Source organism: Georgenia phoenicis, assembly GCF_047302425.1.
Lineage (GTDB): Bacteria > Actinomycetota > Actinomycetes > Actinomycetales > Actinomycetaceae > Oceanitalea.
Genome location: NZ_CP154855.1, coordinates 1454283 through 1471974 on the forward strand (window position 1 = coordinate 1454283; position 17692 = coordinate 1471974).

The 17692-nt window shown below is 74.0% G+C and carries 17 protein-coding genes; 11 read left to right on the plus strand and 6 right to left on the minus strand.

Annotation, left to right across the window (positions count from 1 at the left end):
• Positions 1-11 precede the first annotated feature (11 nt).
• Positions 12-1508: a cytochrome ubiquinol oxidase subunit I gene (locus tag AA0005_RS06905; protein ID WP_413452674.1), complete on the minus strand. Its 1497-nt coding sequence runs from the start codon at positions 1506-1508 to the stop codon at positions 12-14.
• A 447-nt stretch (positions 1509-1955) separates the two neighbouring features.
• Here AA0005_RS06905 and AA0005_RS06910 point away from each other — a divergent pair, with 447 nt between their 5' ends.
• Entirely contained in the window at positions 1956-5768 is a 3813-nt protein-coding gene (locus tag AA0005_RS06910; protein ID WP_413452675.1) for an Rne/Rng family ribonuclease, read from the plus strand.
• A gap of 19 nt (positions 5769-5787) precedes the next feature.
• Here AA0005_RS06910 and AA0005_RS06915 read toward each other — a convergent pair whose 3' ends face one another.
• Positions 5788-6243: a hypothetical protein gene (locus AA0005_RS06915; RefSeq protein WP_413452676.1), complete on the minus strand. Its 456-nt coding sequence runs from the start codon at positions 6241-6243 to the stop codon at positions 5788-5790.
• 69 nt (positions 6244-6312) lie between these two features.
• Between AA0005_RS06915 and AA0005_RS06920 the strand changes: the two genes are divergently transcribed.
• The 10 genes from AA0005_RS06920 (at position 6313) to proB (ending at position 15700) form a co-directional block, all read left to right on the plus strand.
• Complete coding sequence (locus AA0005_RS06920; protein WP_413452677.1) at positions 6313-6972, plus strand: 4a-hydroxytetrahydrobiopterin dehydratase; 660 nt, start codon at positions 6313-6315, stop codon at positions 6970-6972.
• A gap of 94 nt (positions 6973-7066) precedes the next feature.
• On the plus strand, positions 7067-8077 hold the full coding sequence (locus AA0005_RS06925) for a siderophore-interacting protein (protein WP_413452678.1): 1011 nt from the start codon (positions 7067-7069) through the stop codon (positions 8075-8077).
• Between the two features lie 19 nt (positions 8078-8096).
• A complete protein-coding gene (locus AA0005_RS06930; RefSeq protein WP_413452679.1) occupies positions 8097-9152 on the plus strand; it encodes a FecCD family ABC transporter permease in 1056 nt (351 codons plus the stop codon).
• Complete coding sequence (locus tag AA0005_RS06935) at positions 9149-10204, plus strand: FecCD family ABC transporter permease (RefSeq protein WP_413452680.1); 1056 nt, start codon at positions 9149-9151, stop codon at positions 10202-10204. Before AA0005_RS06930 ends, AA0005_RS06935 begins: the two co-directional genes overlap by 4 nt.
• The gene (locus AA0005_RS06940; protein WP_413452681.1) at positions 10201-11019 is read left to right on the plus strand and encodes an ABC transporter ATP-binding protein; all 819 of its coding nucleotides are present in this window, start codon (positions 10201-10203) and stop codon (positions 11017-11019) included. Before AA0005_RS06935 ends, AA0005_RS06940 begins: the two co-directional genes overlap by 4 nt.
• Positions 11020-11064: 45 nt before the next feature.
• Entirely contained in the window at positions 11065-12063 is a 999-nt protein-coding gene (locus tag AA0005_RS06945; protein ID WP_413452682.1) for an ABC transporter substrate-binding protein, read from the plus strand.
• Between the two features lie 247 nt (positions 12064-12310).
• Complete coding sequence (gene rplU, locus AA0005_RS06950) at positions 12311-12619, plus strand: 50S ribosomal protein L21 (RefSeq protein WP_413453070.1); 309 nt, start codon at positions 12311-12313, stop codon at positions 12617-12619.
• A gap of 51 nt (positions 12620-12670) precedes the next feature.
• Positions 12671-12928, plus strand: coding sequence for a 50S ribosomal protein L27 (gene rpmA, locus AA0005_RS06955; RefSeq protein ID WP_413452683.1), 258 nt, complete (start codon positions 12671-12673; stop codon positions 12926-12928).
• A gap of 92 nt (positions 12929-13020) precedes the next feature.
• Positions 13021-14562, plus strand: coding sequence for a GTPase ObgE (gene obgE, locus AA0005_RS06960; RefSeq protein WP_413452684.1), 1542 nt, complete (start codon positions 13021-13023; stop codon positions 14560-14562).
• A gap of 4 nt (positions 14563-14566) precedes the next feature.
• Positions 14567-15700 carry a glutamate 5-kinase gene (gene proB, locus AA0005_RS06965; protein ID WP_413452685.1) on the plus strand — a complete coding sequence of 378 codons (1134 nt, stop codon included), beginning with the start codon at positions 14567-14569 and terminating at the stop codon, positions 15698-15700.
• On the opposite strand, the gene AA0005_RS06970 is transcribed toward proB, so the two are convergent.
• The 4 genes from AA0005_RS06970 to AA0005_RS06985 are packed head-to-tail and all read right to left on the minus strand — an operon-like array spanning position 15697 to position 17671.
• Positions 15697-16488, minus strand: coding sequence for an NAD-dependent epimerase/dehydratase family protein (locus tag AA0005_RS06970; protein WP_413452686.1), 792 nt, complete (start codon positions 16486-16488; stop codon positions 15697-15699). The genes proB and AA0005_RS06970 overlap by 4 nt on opposite strands.
• Before the next feature lie 43 nt (positions 16489-16531).
• Complete coding sequence (locus AA0005_RS06975) at positions 16532-16675, minus strand: hypothetical protein (RefSeq protein WP_413452687.1); 144 nt, start codon at positions 16673-16675, stop codon at positions 16532-16534.
• Positions 16672-17325, minus strand: coding sequence for a DsbA family protein (locus tag AA0005_RS06980; RefSeq protein ID WP_413452688.1), 654 nt, complete (start codon positions 17323-17325; stop codon positions 16672-16674). Before AA0005_RS06980 ends, AA0005_RS06975 begins: the two co-directional genes overlap by 4 nt.
• 43 nt (positions 17326-17368) lie before the next feature.
• Positions 17369-17671, minus strand: coding sequence for a DUF1540 domain-containing protein (locus AA0005_RS06985; protein ID WP_413452689.1), 303 nt, complete (start codon positions 17669-17671; stop codon positions 17369-17371).
• Between the last annotated feature and the right edge of the window lie 21 nt (positions 17672-17692).

Here is a 17692-nt window from a genome sequence, read left to right on the forward strand (position 1 = left end):
GGGCTAGCTCCTCAGTACGCGAAGGACAGGGTGGGCGCGGGCTGCTCGTCCCCGTCGGGCGACGGCGGCTCGACCGGGTCGACGCCCTCGCGGACGTAGCGCCGGATGAGCCGGAACCACACGACGCCGAGGGCCGCGTAGAGCAGCGTGAACACGACGAGCGAGGTGAGGACGGTGCCGGGGGAGACGACGGTGGAGACGCCGTCGGTGGTGAGGAGCATGACCTGGTCCACCGGGTTGGCCGGGTTGGGGTGGACCACCCAGGGCTGGCGGCCCATCTCGGTGAAGATCCACCCGAAGCTCGAGGCGAGGAAGGGCATGGGCAGGGCGACGAGGCACAGGCGCGAGAACCACACCGAGTCGGTGATCCGGCCCTTGCGCAGCAGCCAGAAACCCGCCACGGCGAGGGCCGCGGAGCCCGCTGCCAGGCCGATCATGAGCCGGAAGCTCCAGAAGGAGATGAAGAGGTTGGGGTAGAACTCGGTGTCCTCGTCGACCCCCTCGAGGTGCCCGTAGAGCTCCATCTGCTGGGCCTGGACGTCGGCGACGCCGGGCAGGTAGCTGTCCGGGCCGGTGAAGGAGCCGGTGCCGAGGAAGGAGGTGAGGAAGGGGATCTCGAGGACGTGGTCGACGTCCTCGCAGTCGTTGCTGCCCGGGATGCCGATCGACAGGAGGGAGAAGCCCACGCCCTCGTCGCCGTAGCAGACGCCCTCGGCGGCGGCCATCTTCCCCGGCTGCTGCTCGTACATGAGCTTGCCCTGGAGGTCGCCGCTGGCGATGACGCCGAGCCCGGCGACGAGCGTGGCGACGAGGCCGACGTAGGCGCCGGGGCGCCACACCTGGCGGGCCTGCTCGGTGTCGCCGCGGCGGGCGGCGCGCACCATCCACCAGCCGCAGATCCCGGCGACGAAGGTGCCGGCGACGAGGAAGGAGGCGGTGATCGTGTGGGCGTAGGCGGCGATGAGGGTGTTGTTGGTCATCACCTCGAGGAAGCCGCCGACGCCGTCGAGCTCGGCGCGGCCCGTCTCGGGGTTGTACACCGCGCCGACGGGGTGCTGCATCCACGAGTTGGCCGCGAGGATCCAGTACGCCGACAGGGAGGTGCCGACGGCGACGGCCCAGATGCACGCGTTGTGCAGCCACTTGGGGAGCTTGCCCTCGCCGAAGATCCACAGGCCGAGGAAGGTCGACTCGAGGAAGAAGGCGGCCAGCGCCTCGATGGCGAGCGGTGCGCCGAAGATGTCCCCGACGAAGCGGGAGTACTCCGACCAGTTCATCCCGAACTGGAACTCCTGGACGATGCCGGTGGCGACGCCGAGGGCGAAGTTGATGAGCAGGACCTTGCCGAAGAACTTCGTCAGCCGGTGCCAGTGGGCCTTGCCGGTGCGCACCCACGCGGTGTGCATGATCGCGACGAGCGGGGAGAGCCCGATCGTCAGCGGCACGAGCACGAAGTGGTAGACGGTGGTGATTCCGAACTGCCAGCGGGCCAGGTCCAGCGCTTCCACTGCGGGTCTCCTCGGTGGTCAGGACGCCCGGGAGCCGGGCACTGCCCCAACCGTAGGAATCCGGAGAATTACGGCGTGGGACCAAGGTCCCGCGGCGCCTCGCGGGTGTCCTCCGCGCTGGGCCGGGGGTGCTGTGCGATACTTCTCGTGGTCGAGGGACAGGTCCACACCCCGTTCAGCGGCCCGACGACGACGTAGGTACTCGCCTCGACTTCGCGCCGCCTCACCACCCGGGTGAGTGCGCTGCTTGCTGAAGCGGCGGGAGGCCTCGCCGGACGTCCTCCGGGACGGACGAGCGGCGCCTGCGACGCCGTCGCCGTCCGAGCTGCGCCACCCGGCGGAGGGAGGACGTGAACAGATGACTTCCGTCGCCGGCTCCCGCCGACGACGACGAATAGGCCGCGACGCTGGTGGTGTGGACGGCGAGCGCGGCGAGGGAACAGTTCCATGACGACGACACCAGAGTCGGCACAGCCCGCCGAGCAGCCCAAGCGCCGTCGGGCGACCCGGGCGACGACCGCCCCGGCCCCCGCCGAGCAGGCCTCCGCCGAGCAGCAGCCCGCGGAGCAAACACCCGCCGAGACGCCGGCCGCCCCCGCGCCGCGCAAGCGCGCCCCCCGCAAGACCGCCGCGAAGACCATGGAGGCCGCCGGTACGGACGCGGCCGAGACCACCGCCGAGCCCGCCTCGTCCGAGGCCGCCGCCCCCCGCAAGCGCGCCCCCCGCGCCCGGAAGGCCCCCGCCGCCGAGACGGCCGAGACGACCGCCGCCCCCGACGCGGCCGCCACCGCCGCGGGCGAGACCGCCGCCGAGCCCGTCAAGCGCGCCCCCCGTACCCGCAAGACGGCCGCCCCCAAGAAGGCCGCCGCCGCTGCCGACACGACCGAGGCCACTGCCGACACCACCGAGGCACCCGCCGAGGCGACCACCGCCGACGCCCCGGCCGCCCCCGCCAAGCGGGCCCCGCGCCGCAAGACGGCCAAGACCGCCGAGCCCGCGGCCCCGGCGAGCGAGGACGCCCCGGCGAGCGAGGAGTCCACCGCGGCGCCGGCCAAGGCCGCGCGCAAGCCCCGCAGCTCCAAGGCCGCTGCCGCCAAGGACACCGCCGCCAAGGACACCACTGACGCCGCACCGGTCGGCGAGCCCGCCGCCGACGAGGCCGCCCCGCAGAAGCCCGCGAAGAGCCGTAACCGCCGTGCGACCTCCGGCACCGTCGAGACGCCCGAGGAGCCGGCAGCCACCGACGCTCCTGAGGCCGAGGCGGCCCCGGCGACGTCCCGTGGCTCGCGTGGTGCGTCCCGCCCGGCAGCGGCCGAGCGGACCGACGAGGCGGCCGAGCAGGCCGCCGCCGACGAGGAGCCGCGCTCGCGCTCCCGCCGTCCGGCCCGCAGCCCCGAGCAGAAGCTCGACGTCCTCGCCTCCTTCAGCGCCGCCGAGCCGGACGCCGACGAGGACGAGGCCGACGAGGAGGAGGCGGAGGACGTCCGCCTGCCCGCGACCGCGCTGCTCTTCCAGGCCCCGGACCCGAGCCGGGCCCGGCGCCGCGCGCGCTCCGAGGGTGGCACCCCGCGCCGCCGCACCGCCGACCAGGGCGAGCCGGCGGAGACCGCGGAACCGGCTGCCGCCAAGCAGGCCGAGCCGGCCGTCGAGGACGAGACCGCCGAGACGGCGGAGTCGACCGGGGCGACCGAGTCGACCGAGTCGACCGGTGAGGGCACCGAGGGCGGCGGCACGCGCCGTCGTCGTCGCCGCGGTGGCCGCGGCCGGCGCAACCGTGGCAACGGCCGCGAGGAGTCCACCGAGGACGCGGAGGACTCCGAGAGCACCGAGGACACCGAGGGCGAGGCGCCCGCGGCGGCCGAGGTCCCGGACACCGACGACTCGCAGGACGACGACGCTGACGACTCGGACGCGGACTCCGAGGACGACACCGAGGGCGCCAGCCGTCGTCGCCGTCGCCGTCGCCGCAGCCGCGGTGACGACGGCTCGGCCACCTCCCGCGAGGGGCGTGCCGCCCGTGACGAGATCACCGCGCTCAAGGGCTCCACCCGACTGGAGGCCAAGCGCCAGCGCCGCCGGGACGGCCGCGACGCCGGCCGCCGCCGCACGACGATCACCGAGGCCGAGTTCCTCGCCCGCCGCGAGGCGGTCGACCGCGACATGGTCGTGCGCGAGCGTGACGGCCGCACCCAGATCGCCGTGCTCGAGGACGGCGTGCTCGTCGAGCACTACGTCGCCCAGCAGCAGCAGACCTCGATGGTGGGCAACGTCTACCTCGGCCGGGTACAGAACGTCCTGCCGAGCATGGAGGCCGCCTTCGTCGACCTCGGCAAGGGGCGCAACGCCGTCCTCTACGCCGGTGAGGTCAACTGGGACGCCGTGGGCAGGGAGGGTCAGCCCCGCCGCATCGAGCAGGCGCTGTCCTCCGGTGACACCGTGCTCGTCCAGGTGACCAAGGACCCGATCGGGCACAAGGGTGCGCGCCTCACCTCGCAGATCACCCTGGCCGGCCGCTACCTCGTGCTCGTGCCCTCCGGCGCGATGACGGGCATCTCCCGCAAGCTCCCGGAGAACGAGCGCGCCCGCCTCAAGAAGATCCTCAAGCAGGTCGTCCCCGAGGGCTCGGGCGTCATCGTGCGCACCGCCGCCGAGGGGGCCAGCGAGGAGCAGCTGCGCGCCGACGTCGAGCGCCTCACCGCGAAGTGGGACGAGATCCAGGCCGCGGCGGCGTCGACGAAGTCCGCGCCGGTGCTCCTCAAGGGGGAGCCGGAGCTGGCCGTGCGCGTGGTCCGCGACGTCTTCAACGAGGACTTCCGCTCGCTCACCGTCTCCGGTGACGGCGCCTGGGAGACCATCTCGAGCTACGTGCGCGAGCTCTCCCCGGACCTCGCCGACCGCATGCACCACTGGACCGACTCCCGCGACGTCTTCGCCGAGCACCGCATCGACGAGCAGCTCGCCAAGGGCATGGACCGCAAGGTCTACCTCCCCTCGGGCGGCTCGCTCGTCATCGACCGCACCGAGGCGATGACGGTCGTCGACGTCAACACCGGCAAGTTCACCGGCTCGGGCGGCACGCTCGAGGAGACGGTGACGAAGAACAACCTCGAGGCCGCCGAGGAGATCGTCCGCCAGCTCCGGCTGCGTGACATCGGCGGCATCATCGTTATCGACTTCATCGACATGGTGCTCGAGTCGAACCGGGACCTCGTCCTGCGCCGGCTCGTCGAGTGCCTGGGCCGCGACCGCACCCGCCACCAGGTGGCGGAGGTGACGTCGCTCGGGCTCGTCCAGATGACCCGCAAGCGCGTGGGGCAGGGGCTCGTCGAGGCCTTCAGTGAGCCCTGCGAGCACTGCGGCGGTCGCGGGTTCATCGTCCACGACCACCCGGTGGAGAAGAGCTCCTCCGGCAACGGGGAGAACGGCAGCCGCCGGCGCAAGCAGCGCGGCGGTGCCAACGGCGGGGCCCGCCCCGCCGAGGCGGCCCCGGCCCCGGCCCCGGCCCCCGTGGCCGAGGACCCGCAGGCCGTCGCCGCCCGGGAGGCCGTCAAGGCCACGCTCGCGACGATCGCGGCCGCTGCCGCCCAGGCGCACTCCGAGGACGAGCCCGGGCACGAGGAGGCCGCTCCGGCTGCGCCCCCGGCTGCGGAGCCGAAGCAGCGCAGTGACCAGGACGCCGAGGCCTCGCTCGTGCTGCCCACGGCGCGCTCCGCCGAGCCCGAGGCGCCCCGGTCCACCGAGGAGGTGCGCGCCTCGCTCGAGGCGCTCGCCGCCGCGCTGCCCGCCGGCCACGACACCCCGGCCGAGGAGGACGGCGCCGCGGCGTCGGAGCCCGCAGCGCCCGCCGATGAGTCGGCGGTCAAGGCTCCGCGCGCCCGGGGTGGACGGCGCCGGACCGCTCCCGTCGCGGAGGCCGCGCCCGCGAAGGACGCTGCTCCCGTCGCGGAGGCCGCGCCCGCGAAGGACGCTGCTCCCGTCGCGGAGGCCGCGCCCGCGAAGGACGCTGCTCCCGTCGCGGAGGCCGCGCCCGCGAAGGACGCTGCTCCCGTCGCGGAGGCCGCGCCCGCGAAGGACGCTGCTCCCGTCGCGGAGGCCGCGCCCGCGAAGGACGCTGCTCCCGTCGCGGAGGCCGCGCCCGCTAAGGACGCCGCTCCCACCACGGAGGCCGGCCAGGACACCACCTCCGCCACGGCGGAGCAGTCCGGCACTCGCAAGCGCCGCCCCCGCAGGGTGACCTCCGGCGGCCCCGTCACCGCCTGACGCCTGCTCACCCGCCCCGTCACGGGGCGGGTGAGCCGTCGAGGGCGGTGTGCGCGCGGCGCACGGCCTCGTCCACCCTGGGAAGCAGGTGCAGCGAGGCCTGCCGCGAGAGACCACCGTGCTCGGCGAGCCAGGCCCGCAGCCCTGCGACCACGCGCACCTGTGCGCGGGCGTCCCCGTGGTCCGGCAGCAGCCACGCCGGGTGGCAGAAGCCCGGCAGCGCGGCGACGAGGACCTCCGGTCCGGTCACCCGCACGACGGCGTCCTGCGGCTCGATCTCGCGCTCGGCGCAGACGAGGACGAGCTCGTCCGGTGTCAACCAGACCTCGCCCTCCGTGTCGAGGTAGGTGAGCAGGTGGGACCGCACCCGCGGCAGCCGCGCTCGCACCGCGGGGTGGGTGGTCAGGGGCGCGGACGCGAAGAAGGACTCGAGGACCCGCGCTCCCGACCGTGGCACAGACACCTCATCGACCATGGGCGCAGTGTTCCAGCGAGCACTGACACTCCGGTTGTCGCATCGCGCCGCCGGTGCGAAGGTACGCAGATGGGGAGCGCGCTTGGAGAACGGCCTGTCAGCGCGGAGGACGCTTCCGCGCGGAGCACACTCACGGGGTGGCGGGTGGTGAGGCACCACCTGCGCACGACGCTGCGGACCGGGGCCATGCCTGTCGGTGCGCGGGTCGTCAGCCGCATCGTCGCCGCCGCCGAGGAGCTGGACCACCATCCCGACCTCGACCTGAGGTACGCAACGGTCGAGGTCTCGGTGACGACGCACTCGATGGGCACGCTCACCGAGGCCGACGTGGTGCTCGCCGAGCGCATCACCGCGATCGCCGACGAGCTCGGGGTGCCGCTCGACCCGACGCGCAGCAACGACCTCGAGATCGGGATCGCCGTCGTCAGACCCGAGGAGGTCCGCGCCTTCTGGGAGGCCGTGCTCGGGTACGAGGACGACGACGGCGAGCTGTCCGACCCGTCCGGACGGCTCCCGCACGTGTGGTTCCGTCGCGTCGCGGAGCGTCCGCCGCAGGGTGTCGTCGACCTCGAGGTGCACGTCCCGCACGACGTCGCCGAGGCGCGGGTCCGCGCCGCCGTCGCGGCCGGCGGGCGACTCGTGTCCGACGCGCAGGCGCCCAGCCGGTGGGTGCTCGCGGACCCCGAGGGGGCCGAGGTCCGCGTGTGCACCTGGCTCGAGAGGCACTGACCCGGGCCGCTGGACGACAGCGGCCCGTCCCGCTCCGCGGACTTCGGGACCTCGGTCCTGGCGTCGACCGGGTGTGAGGTGGTCTACTTAGGTAATGCTTACCTCACCTCAGGGCAGCACGGCCGTCGCGCACGACGTCCCGCAGGACGGACGCCCCGCGTACCGTCCCTTCGCCGTCGAGGTCGCCGGGGTCCGGGTCCTGGGCCCGAGCTTCCGCCGCGTCACCCTCACCGGCCCGGACCTGCGCTGGTTCGGGACCCACGGCCACGACCAGCGGGTCAAGCTCCTGCTCCCGCTCGAGGACGGCCACCTCACCGACGTCGGCCAGGAGGACGAGGAGACGATCCTCGCCGGCACCTGGTACGAGCGCTGGCGCCAGACGCCCGAGGACCGGCGCAGCCCGTTCCGCACCTACACGGTGCGTGGGGTGCGGCCCCTCCGCCGCGAGGTCGACATCGACATGGTCGTCCACGGGGACGCCGGTCCGGCCTCCCGCTGGCTCACCCGGGCCCGCGTCGGGGACCGTCTCGTCCTCGTCGGTCCCGACGCCCGTTCCCGCGACCACGCGATCGGCGCCGACTGGGCGCCCGGGACGGCCACCGAGCTCCTGCTCGCCGGTGACGAGACCGCCGCGCCCGCGATCTGCTCGATCCTCGAGAGCCTGCCGCCCGGTCGGCGCGCCACGGCCTTCGTCGAGGTCCCGGAGCACGGGGACGTCCTCGACGTCGACCTGCCGCCCGGTGTCGAGCTCACCTGGCTCGTCCGTGACGGCCGCGCCCACGGGGAGGAGCTCGTCCCCGCGGTCCGCACCTGGGTCGCTGCCCACGCCGCGGTCGTCGACGACGCCCGCGCCGTCGTCCGCCAGGCACTGGAGGACGTCGACGTCGACACGCAGCTGCTGTGGGACTCCCCGGTGCTCCAGGTCCAGCCGATCGACAGCTGCGGCCGCGGCGAGCGCTGCGGCTCGGACTTCTACGCCTGGTTCGCCGGCGAGGCCGCCGTCATCCGCACGCTGCGCCGCCTCCTGGTGAGCGAGGCGGGGGTCTGCCGGCGCCGTGTCGCCTTCATGGGCTACTGGCGCCAGGGTCGCGCCGAGGCGCAGTGACCGGCCGCACCACCCGTCGATGACCCAGACCCTCACCGTGAGGCCGGCCGGGCGACGCCCGGAGCTCGCCCGGCGTCGGCTGCTCGCGCTCACCGCCGCGACGCTCCTCCTCCTCGTCGTCCTCGCGGCCAGCCTCGCCCTCGGGGCCCGCGACGTCCCCCTCGGGACCGTCCTCGACGCGCTGACCGACCGGGTGCCGGGCGACAACGACCACAACGTCGTCCTCGACCAGCGCCTGCCGCGGACCGTCGTCGGGCTTCTCGTCGGCGCCGCCCTCGGCCTGGCGGGGACCCTCATGCAGGGCGTCACACGCAACCCGCTCGCCGACCCGGGCCTGCTCGGCATCAACGCGGGCGCCTCCCTCGCCGTCGTCCTGTCCATCACCGTCCTCGGTGTCACGAGCCCCGCGGGCTACGTGTGGTTCGCCTTCGCCGGGGCGGCGGCCGCGATGGTCGTGGTCTACGGGATCGGCTCGATGGGGCGCGCCGGTGCCACGCCGGTCAAGCTCGCCCTCGTCGGCACCGCCCTCACCGCCGGCATCACCTCCGTCCTCACGCTGCTGCTCCTCGGTAGTACGCCGGCGACGAACACCTACCGCTTCTGGGCCGTCGGCTCGCTCGCCGGGCGGGGGAGCGGCACCGGCGCCGACGTCGTGCTCGCCCTCCTCCCCTTCCTCGCGGCGGGCGCCGTGCTCGCCCTCCTCTCCGGCCGGGCGCTGAACCTCCTGTCGATGGGGGAGGATCTCGCCCGCGGGCTGGGGCTCAACATCCGCCGCGCGCGGCTGCTCGCGATCCTCGCCGCCGTGCTCCTCGCCGGCGCCGCGACGGCGCTCGCCGGCCCGGTCGTCTTCGTCGGGCTCGTCATCCCGCACATCGTCCGTCCGCTCACCGGCCCCGACTACCGCTGGGTGCTCGCCTTCGCCGCCCTCGTCGGGCCCGTCGTCCTGCTCGCCGCCGACGTCCTCGGCCGACTCGTCGCCCGGCCGGGCGAGCTCGAGGTCGGGCTCGTCGTCGCCCTCGTCGGCGCGCCCGTCATGATCGCCATCGTCCGCCGCGGCCGGTTGGCCGGACTATGACGACGACGTCGCCGCCCGTCGCGCCCGCCCGCGACGTCCTCCACGCGGTCCGGCGGACCCGGCGGCGCCGCACCGTCGTCGTCTGTGCCCTCCTCGCCGCCGCGGTGCTCGCGCTGGCCTGGCTCAGCCTCGTGTGGGACGGGCACACGGCGGACACCGTCGACTACTTCGGCGGCCTGCTCGGTCTGGGTGAGGGGGGCGGGGAGTTCACCATCGGACGCCTGCGGCTGCCGCGGACTGTGCTCGCGATGCTCGTCGGGGCGGCCTTCGGCATCGCCGGCGCGATCTTCCAGTCGGTGCTCGGCAACCCGCTGGCCAGCCCCGACATCCTCGGCGTCAGCGGCGGCGCCAGCTTCGCCGCCGCCTTCGCGATCCTCGCCCTCGGGCTCACCGGTGCCGCCGTCGGCCTCGCCGCCTTCCTCGGGGCCACCGCCGTCGCCGCGGCGATCTACCTGCTCGCGTGGCGTGACGGCGTCACCGGCTTCCGCTTCGTCCTCATCGGCGTCGCGTTCGCCTTCCTCGTCACCGGCGCGATCAACTACCTCCTCACCCGGAGCGAGGTCAACGACGTCCGCACGACGCTCGTGTGGCTGGTGGGCAGCCTCGGGACACCGCCGTGGGCGGACGTCGCGGTCCTCGCCGTCGCCCTCGTCCTCCTCCTCCCGCTCGTCGTCGGCGTCGCCCGCCAGCTGCGAGTCCTGGGGCTCGGCGACGAGGCGGCCGCCGGCCTGGGCGTGCGCGTCGAGCGCACCCGCCTGCTCGCCCTGGGTCTCGCCGTCGCCCTCACCGCCTCGGCGACCGCCTTCGCCGGCCCGGTCGCCTTCGTCGCCTTCGTCTCCGCGCCGATCGCGCGGCGGCTGCTGCCCGACGGCGGGACGGCGCTCGGCCCGGCCGCCCTGGTCGGCGCCGTCGTCGTCCTCGCCGCCGAGCTCGTCGCCCAGCACCTCATCCCCTCCCTGGAGGTCCCCGTGGGAATCGTCACCGGCGCCGTCGGGGCCGCGTACCTGCTGTGGCTGCTCGCCACCTCCGACCGCCGGGCGGTGACCCCGTGACCACCGCGCACGAGCTGCGCGCCGTCGGTCTGTCTCTCGCCTACGACGGGCGCGAGGTCGTCACCGGGCTCGATCTCGCGCTGCCGCCCGGCGCCGTCACCGCCGTCGTCGGCCCCAACGGCTGCGGGAAGTCGACCCTCCTGCGGGGCCTGGCACGGCTGCTGCGGCCGGTCGGCGGCAGCGTCCTCCTCGACGGCCGCCCCCTCCACGCGCTGCCCTCCCGGGAGGTGGCGCGCACGGTCGGGATCCTGCCGCAGAGTCCCAGCGCACCCGAGGGCATCACCGTCGCCGACCTCGTCGGCCGCGGTCGCCACCCCCACCAGGGCTGGTTCCGTCAGTGGGACGCGGCCGACGACGGCGTGGTCGCCGCGGCGCTCGAGGCCACGGGAACGCTCGAGCTCGCCTCCCGACGGGTCGACGAGCTGTCCGGCGGGCAGCGCCAGCGCGTGTGGATCGCCATGGTGCTGGCCCAGGACCCCGACATCCTCCTGCTCGACGAGCCCACGACCTTCCTCGACGTCACCCACCAGCTCGAGGTCCTCGACCTGCTCGTCGACCTCAACCACCGGCGCGGCACGACCGTGGTGATGGTCCTGCACGACCTCAACCTCGCGGCGCGGTACGCCGACCACCTCGTCGTCATGCGCGACGGCGAGATCACCGCCCTCGGACGGCCGGACGAGGTCCTCACCGCCGAGCTCGTCGCCGACGCCTTCGCCCTCCGGGCACGCGTCGTCCCCGACCCCGTGACCGGCTCGCCGATGGTCGTGCCCATCAGCCGGTCGGTCAGACGGCCGGCCGCCGGTCTGCCCTGACGACCCACCCCACCCCTGCCCACACCCCCCGACAAGGAGACCTCAGTGTCCCGACGTTCCATCCCGGTGGCGCTCACCGCCGCCGTGGCCCTCGCCCTGTCCGCGTGCGGTAGCTCGGAGGAGCCCGCCGACGACGCCACCGACGAGCAGGCCGTCACGATCGAGCACGCCTTCGGCACCACGGAGGTCCCGGCCGACGCGACGGACGTCGTCACCCTCGGCTGGGGCTCCACGGAGGCCGCCCTCGCCCTCGGGGTCGTCCCCGTCGGGATCGAGGCCCAGACCTACGCCGTCGACGAGAACGGGCTGCTGCCCTGGGTCAACGAGGCCCTGGTCGAGGTCGACGCCGAGCCGACGATCCTCCCGGCCACCGTCGAGGAGCCGGCGTACGAGGACATCGACGCGCTCGACCCCGACGTCATCCTCGCCCCCTACTCCGGGATCACCGAGGAGCAGTACGAGATCCTCGGGGAGATCGCCCCGACCGTCGTCTACCCCGAGGAGCCGTGGACGACGCCGTGGCGCGACGTCGTCTCGATCGTCGGGGAGTCCCTCGGCATGGCGCAGGAGGCCGAGGAGCTCGTCAGCGAGCTCGACGCCACCCTCGAGGAGACGTCCGCCGCCCACCCCGAGCTCAGCGGCGTCACGGTCGCCGCGGTCTGGGACGTCGGCGGCACCTTCTACGTGTACAAGCCGGCCGACTCGCGCGTCGACTTCCTCCTCGACCTCGGCCTGGAGAGCGCGCCGTCCGTCGAGGAGCTCGACTCCGGCGGGGAGACATTCGTCTACTCGCTGTCCTACGAGCAGACCGACCAGCTCGACGCCGACGTCGTCGTCAACTACGCGAGCACCGAGGAGGAGGTCGAGACCTTCCTCTCCCAGTCCTACGCCCAGGCCATCCCGGCCGTGCAGGACGGCGCCATCGCGAACATCACCGGTGACCAGCTCATCGCGGCGATGTCCCCGCCCACCGCGCTGTCCATCGACTGGGGCCTGGAGGAGTACGTCGAGGCGATCAGCGCCGCCGTCGACCAGGTCGGCTGACCCGTCGCGGCCCGGGCCGCGTCCGCCACTGACTACACTGGTCCTGCGCGGACGTCGGACCGGTCCGGCTGTGCCCGAAAGCACACCGGAACCGCCGGGATCTCGCTGCCGGGGCATTTGCTCGGCGGGGATGCTCCGCGTACCCTTGAACGTCGGTGCGTCGAAGACGTGCCTCCCTTGTGTGCCTCGCGCCCGCCGGTCGACCGGTAGCCGCGCGGGCCCCGTAACGACAGAGATGAGCAGCAACGTGGTGTACGCGATCGTCAAGGCCGGCGGCCGACAGGAGAAGGTGTCCGTCGGCGACGTCGTCGTCATGAACAGGGTTGACGGCAAGGTTGGTGACTCCGTCAACCTCACCCCGCTCATGCTCGTGGACGGCGACAAGGTGACCACCGGTGCGGACGACCTCGCGAAGGTCACCGTCACCGCCGAGATCGTGCGCGCTGAGCGCGGCAAGAAGATCACGATCATGAAGTTCAAGAACAAGACCGGCTACCGCAAGCGCCAGGGTCACCGCCAGGAGCTGACCCGCGTCAAGGTCACCGGCATCAAGTAGTCCGCGGCCCTCCGCACACCCCCGTTCGCACCACACGAAAGCAGGACTGAGATGGCAACGAAGAAGGGCGCCAGCTCCACCCGGAACGGCCGCGACTCGAACGCGCAGCGCCTCGGCGTCAAGCGCTTCGGTGGCCAGGTTGTCAACGCCGGCGAGATCATCGTCCGCCAGCGCGGCACCAAGTTCCACCCGGGCGAGAACGTCGGCCGCGGCAAGGACGACACCCTGTTCGCCCTCGCCGCCGGTGCCGTCGAGTTCGGCACGCGCCGTGGCCGCAAGACGGTCAACATCGTCGCGGCCGAGGCCTGAGCGAGAACGCTTCACGCTTCCCGGCGGGGGCGGACGGCACGAGCCGTCCGCCCCCGCTGATGTGTATCCGGCCCTGAGTCCTAGGAGGAGAGATGGCCAGCTTCGTCGACCGTGTCGTGCTGCACGTGGCGGGCGGGAACGGTGGCAACGGCGTCGCCTCCATCCGCCGTGAGAAGTTCAAGCCCCTCGGGGGTCCCGACGGCGGCAACGGCGGCAGCGGTGGTGACGTCATCCTCGAGGTCGACCCCCAGACGACGACGCTGCTCGCCTACCACCACTCCCCGCACCGCCGGGCCACGAACGGCGCCCAGGGCGCCGGCGACTTGCGCAACGGCCGCAACGGGGAGGACCTGATCCTGCCCGTCCCCGACGGCACCGTCGTCAAGACGCCCGACGGCGAGGTCCTCGCCGACCTCGTCGGCGCCGGGACGCGCCTCGTCGCCGCCGCCGGTGGACGCGGTGGGCTGGGTAACGCCGCCCTCGCCTCCCCGCGCCGCAAGGCCCCCGGCTTCGCCCTCCTCGGTGAGGAGGGGGAGACGGCGGACCTCGTCCTCGAGCTCAAGAGCGTCGCCGACGTCGCGCTCGTCGGCTTCCCCAGCGCCGGCAAGTCGAGCCTCATCGCGGCCCTGTCCGCGGCGCGGCCGAAGATCGCCGACTACCCCTTCACCACGCTCGTGCCCAACCTCGGCGTCGTCCAGGCCGGCGACGAGCGCTTCACCGTCGCCGACGTCCCCGGCCTCATCCCCGGGGCCAGCCAGGGCAAGGGCCTGGGCCTGGACTTCCTGCGCCACATCGAGCGCTGCGCCGTCATCGTCCACGTCCTCGACTGCGCCACCCTCGAGCCGGGCCGCGACCCGGTGAGCGACCTCGACACGATCGAGGCCGAGCTCTCGGCCTACGCCGAGGACCTCACGGTGAGCGGCAGGCTGCCGCTGGGGGAGCGGCCCCGCGTCGTCGTCCTCAACAAGATCGACGTGCCCGAGGCCCGGGACCTCGCCGAGCTGGTGCGCGCCGAGCTCGAGGGCCGCGGCCTGCCCGTCCACGAGGTCTCCGCCGCGAGCCACGAGGGGCTGCGCCCGCTGTCCTTCGCCCTCGCCGGGCTCGTCGCCCAGGCCCGCGCCGCCGCGCCGCCGGCCGAGCCGGCGCGCGTCGTCCTGCGCCCGAAGGCGGTCGACGACGCCGGGTTCACCGTGACCCAGCGCAACCGGCACGACGGCGTCTTCTTCCAGATCCGCGGCTCCAAGCCGGAGCGGTGGGTGCGGCAGACCGACTTCGCCAACGACGAGGCCGTCGGCTACCTCGCCGACCGCCTGGCGCGGCTCGGCGTGGAGGAGGAGCTCTTCAAGGCCGGCGCGAAGCCGGGTGACGAGGTCGTCATCGGTCCTCTCGAGGGCGGTGTCATCTTCGACTGGGAGCCCACCATGGCCACCGGTGCGGAGCTGCTCGGCCCCCGCGGCAGCGACCTGCGCCTGGAGGACGCCGCCTACGCCCCGCGGGCCACGCGCGCCGACAAGCGCCGTCAGTACCAGGAGCGCATGGACGCCAAGACCGCCGCCCGCGAGGAGCTGTGGACCGAGCGCGAGTCCGGACACTGGGCCACGCCCGAGGCCGAGGAGCCGCCCACGGCACAATAGGGCCGTGAACGCCGCACTCCTCGACCGCTCGGGCCTGGCCGCCGCCGGGAGGGTCGTCGTCAAGATCGGCTCCTCCTCGCTCACCGCCCCCGGTGGGCGGCTCGACCTCGACCGGGTCCGCCGCCTCGCCGCCCTCGTGGCCGAGCGGCGGGCGGGCGGGCAGGAGGTCGTCCTCGTCTCCTCCGGCGCGATCGCCGCGGGCATCGCCCCGCTCGGCCTGCCGATGCGGCCCACCGACCTCGCCACCGCGCAGGCCACCGCCTCGGTCGGGCAGGGCCTGCTCGTCGCCCGCTACACCGAGGCCTTCGCCGAGCACGGCCGGCGGGTGGGGCAGGTGCTCCTCACGGCCGAGGATCTCATCCGGCGCCAGCACTACCGCAACGCGCAGCGGGCGCTGGCCCGTCTCCTCGCCCTGGGCGTCGTGCCGATCGTCAACGAGAACGACACCGTCGCCACCGACGAGATCCGCTTCGGGGACAACGACCGCCTCGCCGCGCTCGTCGCGCACCTCGTCCGCGCCGACGCGCTCGTCCTCCTCACCGACGTCGACGGCCTCTACGACGGCCCGCCCTCCCGCCCCGGCACCCGCCGGATCGCCGAGGTCCACGGCCCCGAGGACCTCGAAGGCATCGAGGTGACCGGCCGGGGGACCTCGATCGGCACGGGCGGGATGGTGACGAAGCTCGAGGCGGCCTCGATCGCGACGAGCGCCGGGGTGCCGGTCGTCCTCACCGCCGCCGACAACGCCGAGCGGGCCCTGGCGGGGGAGCCGGTCGGCACGTGGTTCGCCGCGACCGGCCGCCGCAAGAGCACCCGCCGCCTGTGGCTGGCCCACGCCGCCCGCACGAGCGGCCGGCTCGTCCTCGACGACGGCGCCCTCCACGCGATCACCCACGGCAAGCGCTCGCTCCTCGCGGCCGGGGTCACGGGGGTCGAGGGCGACTTCGAGCCCGGGGACCCGGTCGAGCTCGCCAGCGCCGCGGGCGTCGTCACCGCGCGCGGGCTCGTCGCCTACAGCGCCGCGGAGGTCCGCGAGATGCGCGGGAGGACGACGGCGGAGCTCCAGGAGCGGGACGGCACCGCCCACCCGCGCCCGGTCGTCCACCGCGACGACCTCGTCATCGTCCGCCGCTACTAGGAGCCCTCCGGCCAGCTGTCCGGGGCCTCCTTGCCGCCCTCGACGACCTCCTCCTGAACGCCGGGCAGCTCGGTCCAGTCGTCCTTGGGGCGGTAGCCGAGCTCGAGCATCGTGTTCGTGAGGTCCCAGCGGCGGTTGGGGTTGTCGGAGACGGCGTAGTAGACGCCGTAGGGGACCTCGGCCTCGATGGCGCGGCGCACGACGTGCTCGCAGTCGTCCGGGCTCAGCCACATCGCGCGCAGCACGTCCTCCTCCGCCTCGAGGGGGTCCTCGGTGTACCAGCCGATGCGCAGCGCGATGAACTCCAGGCCGTGCTCGTCGTGGTAGAAGCGGCCCAGCGTCTCGCCGAAGACCTTCGACACCCCGTAGAGGGAGTCCGGGCGCGGCAGGTGGTGCGGGTAGACCGGCCACTCGCCGAGGCGGTCGTACATGCCCATCGCGTGGTTGGAGGAGGCGAAGACGACGCGCCGCACCCCGGCCTCGCGCGCCGCCTCGAGCACGTTGCGGGTACCGACAATGTTGGCGCGGAGCACGGCGTCCCACTCCGACTCCGGTGACGCCGCCCCCGCGAGGTGGACGACGACGTCGACGCCCTCCATGAGCCCGAGCACCTCGGCGTAGTCGTCGAGGTCGGCGATGTGGAGGGTGTCCTCCTGCTCGTCGGTCGCGGGGTGGCGGCCCTGCGTCACGAGGTCGTAGTCCCCGCCGAGGCGGTCCTCGAGAAGTACACCGATGCCGCCGGTCGCACCGGTGAGCAGCACCCTGGTCCGTCGCGTGTCTGAGGTCATGGCCCCATCGTGCAGGCGGACCGGGGCGCTCGCAGCCGGGGCGTCAGCGGGAACGCTCGGCGTCCTCCGTGCGATCGTCCGCGGCGGGGACGGTGCAGACGCCGTCGACGCACACGGCGGCGTCGTCGTCACCGACCATCGTCAGCCCCGCGGGAGGCGGGAAGGTGGGGAGGACCGGCTCGGTCATCGCGCCGCCACCGCCTCGCTGCGGACCTGCTCGAGGGCCTGGGTGAAGACGGCCGCCTGCTGGGCGCCCGAGACGCCGTACTTCCCGCCGATGACGAAGAAGGGCACGCCCTGGATGCCGTAGGCGCGGGCCTGGGCGATGTCCGCGGCGACGGCCTCGGAGTGGGTGCCCTCCTCGAGGGCGGTGCGCAGGGCCTCGGGGTCCAGCCCGGCGTCCGCGCCGAGCGCGACGAGCTCCTCGACCTTGCCGACGTGGCGGCCCTCGACGAAGTACGCGCGGAAGAGACGCTCGACGAGCTCGAGCTGGCGGCCGTGCTGCCTGGCGTGGTGGAGGGCCTCGTGGGCGAGGAGGGTCTTGGTCTGGCGCACGGCGGCGTAGTCGTACTCCAGGCCCACCTCGGCGGCGATGGCCGTCACCTGCTCGAGCATCTGCTCGACCTGGGCGTGCGGCATGCCCTTGTGCCGGGAGAGGAAGTCGGCCGCGCTGCCCTCGAAGTCGACCGGGGTGTCCGGCGCGAGCTCGAAGGAGTGGTAGGTGACGGTGACGTCGCCGTCGAAGGCGGCCACGCCCTCCTCGAAGCGGCGCTTGCCGATGTAGCACCACGGGCAGGCGATGTCGGACCAGATGTCGACGTGGATGGGTGAGGTCATACCAGCGCCAACCGCGGGCGGCGCCGGGTTCTTCCCGGCGTGCTCAGCCGCGCGCGGTGTAGGTGAGGCAGTCGGCTGCCGAGCCGCCCGCACCGACGCGGATCTCGCTCGCCGTGCACTCGAGCTCGGCGTTGTGCACGCAGTCGGTGCGCTGGCAGGCGCCGACGTGGGCCAGCACCTTGTCCAGTCCGCCCTTGGTGCCGAGCGGGATGAAGGTGACGCACGCGGCGTCGCCCCGCTCCCCGGCGATCGTCACCGCGGCGGCGTGACAGTCGTGGTCGTGGTTGAACCCGCAGCCGGTCACCGCGCCCTCGGTGACCGGGGGCAGCTCCGCCAGAGCGCTCATCGTCCTGCTCCTCGCCTCGTG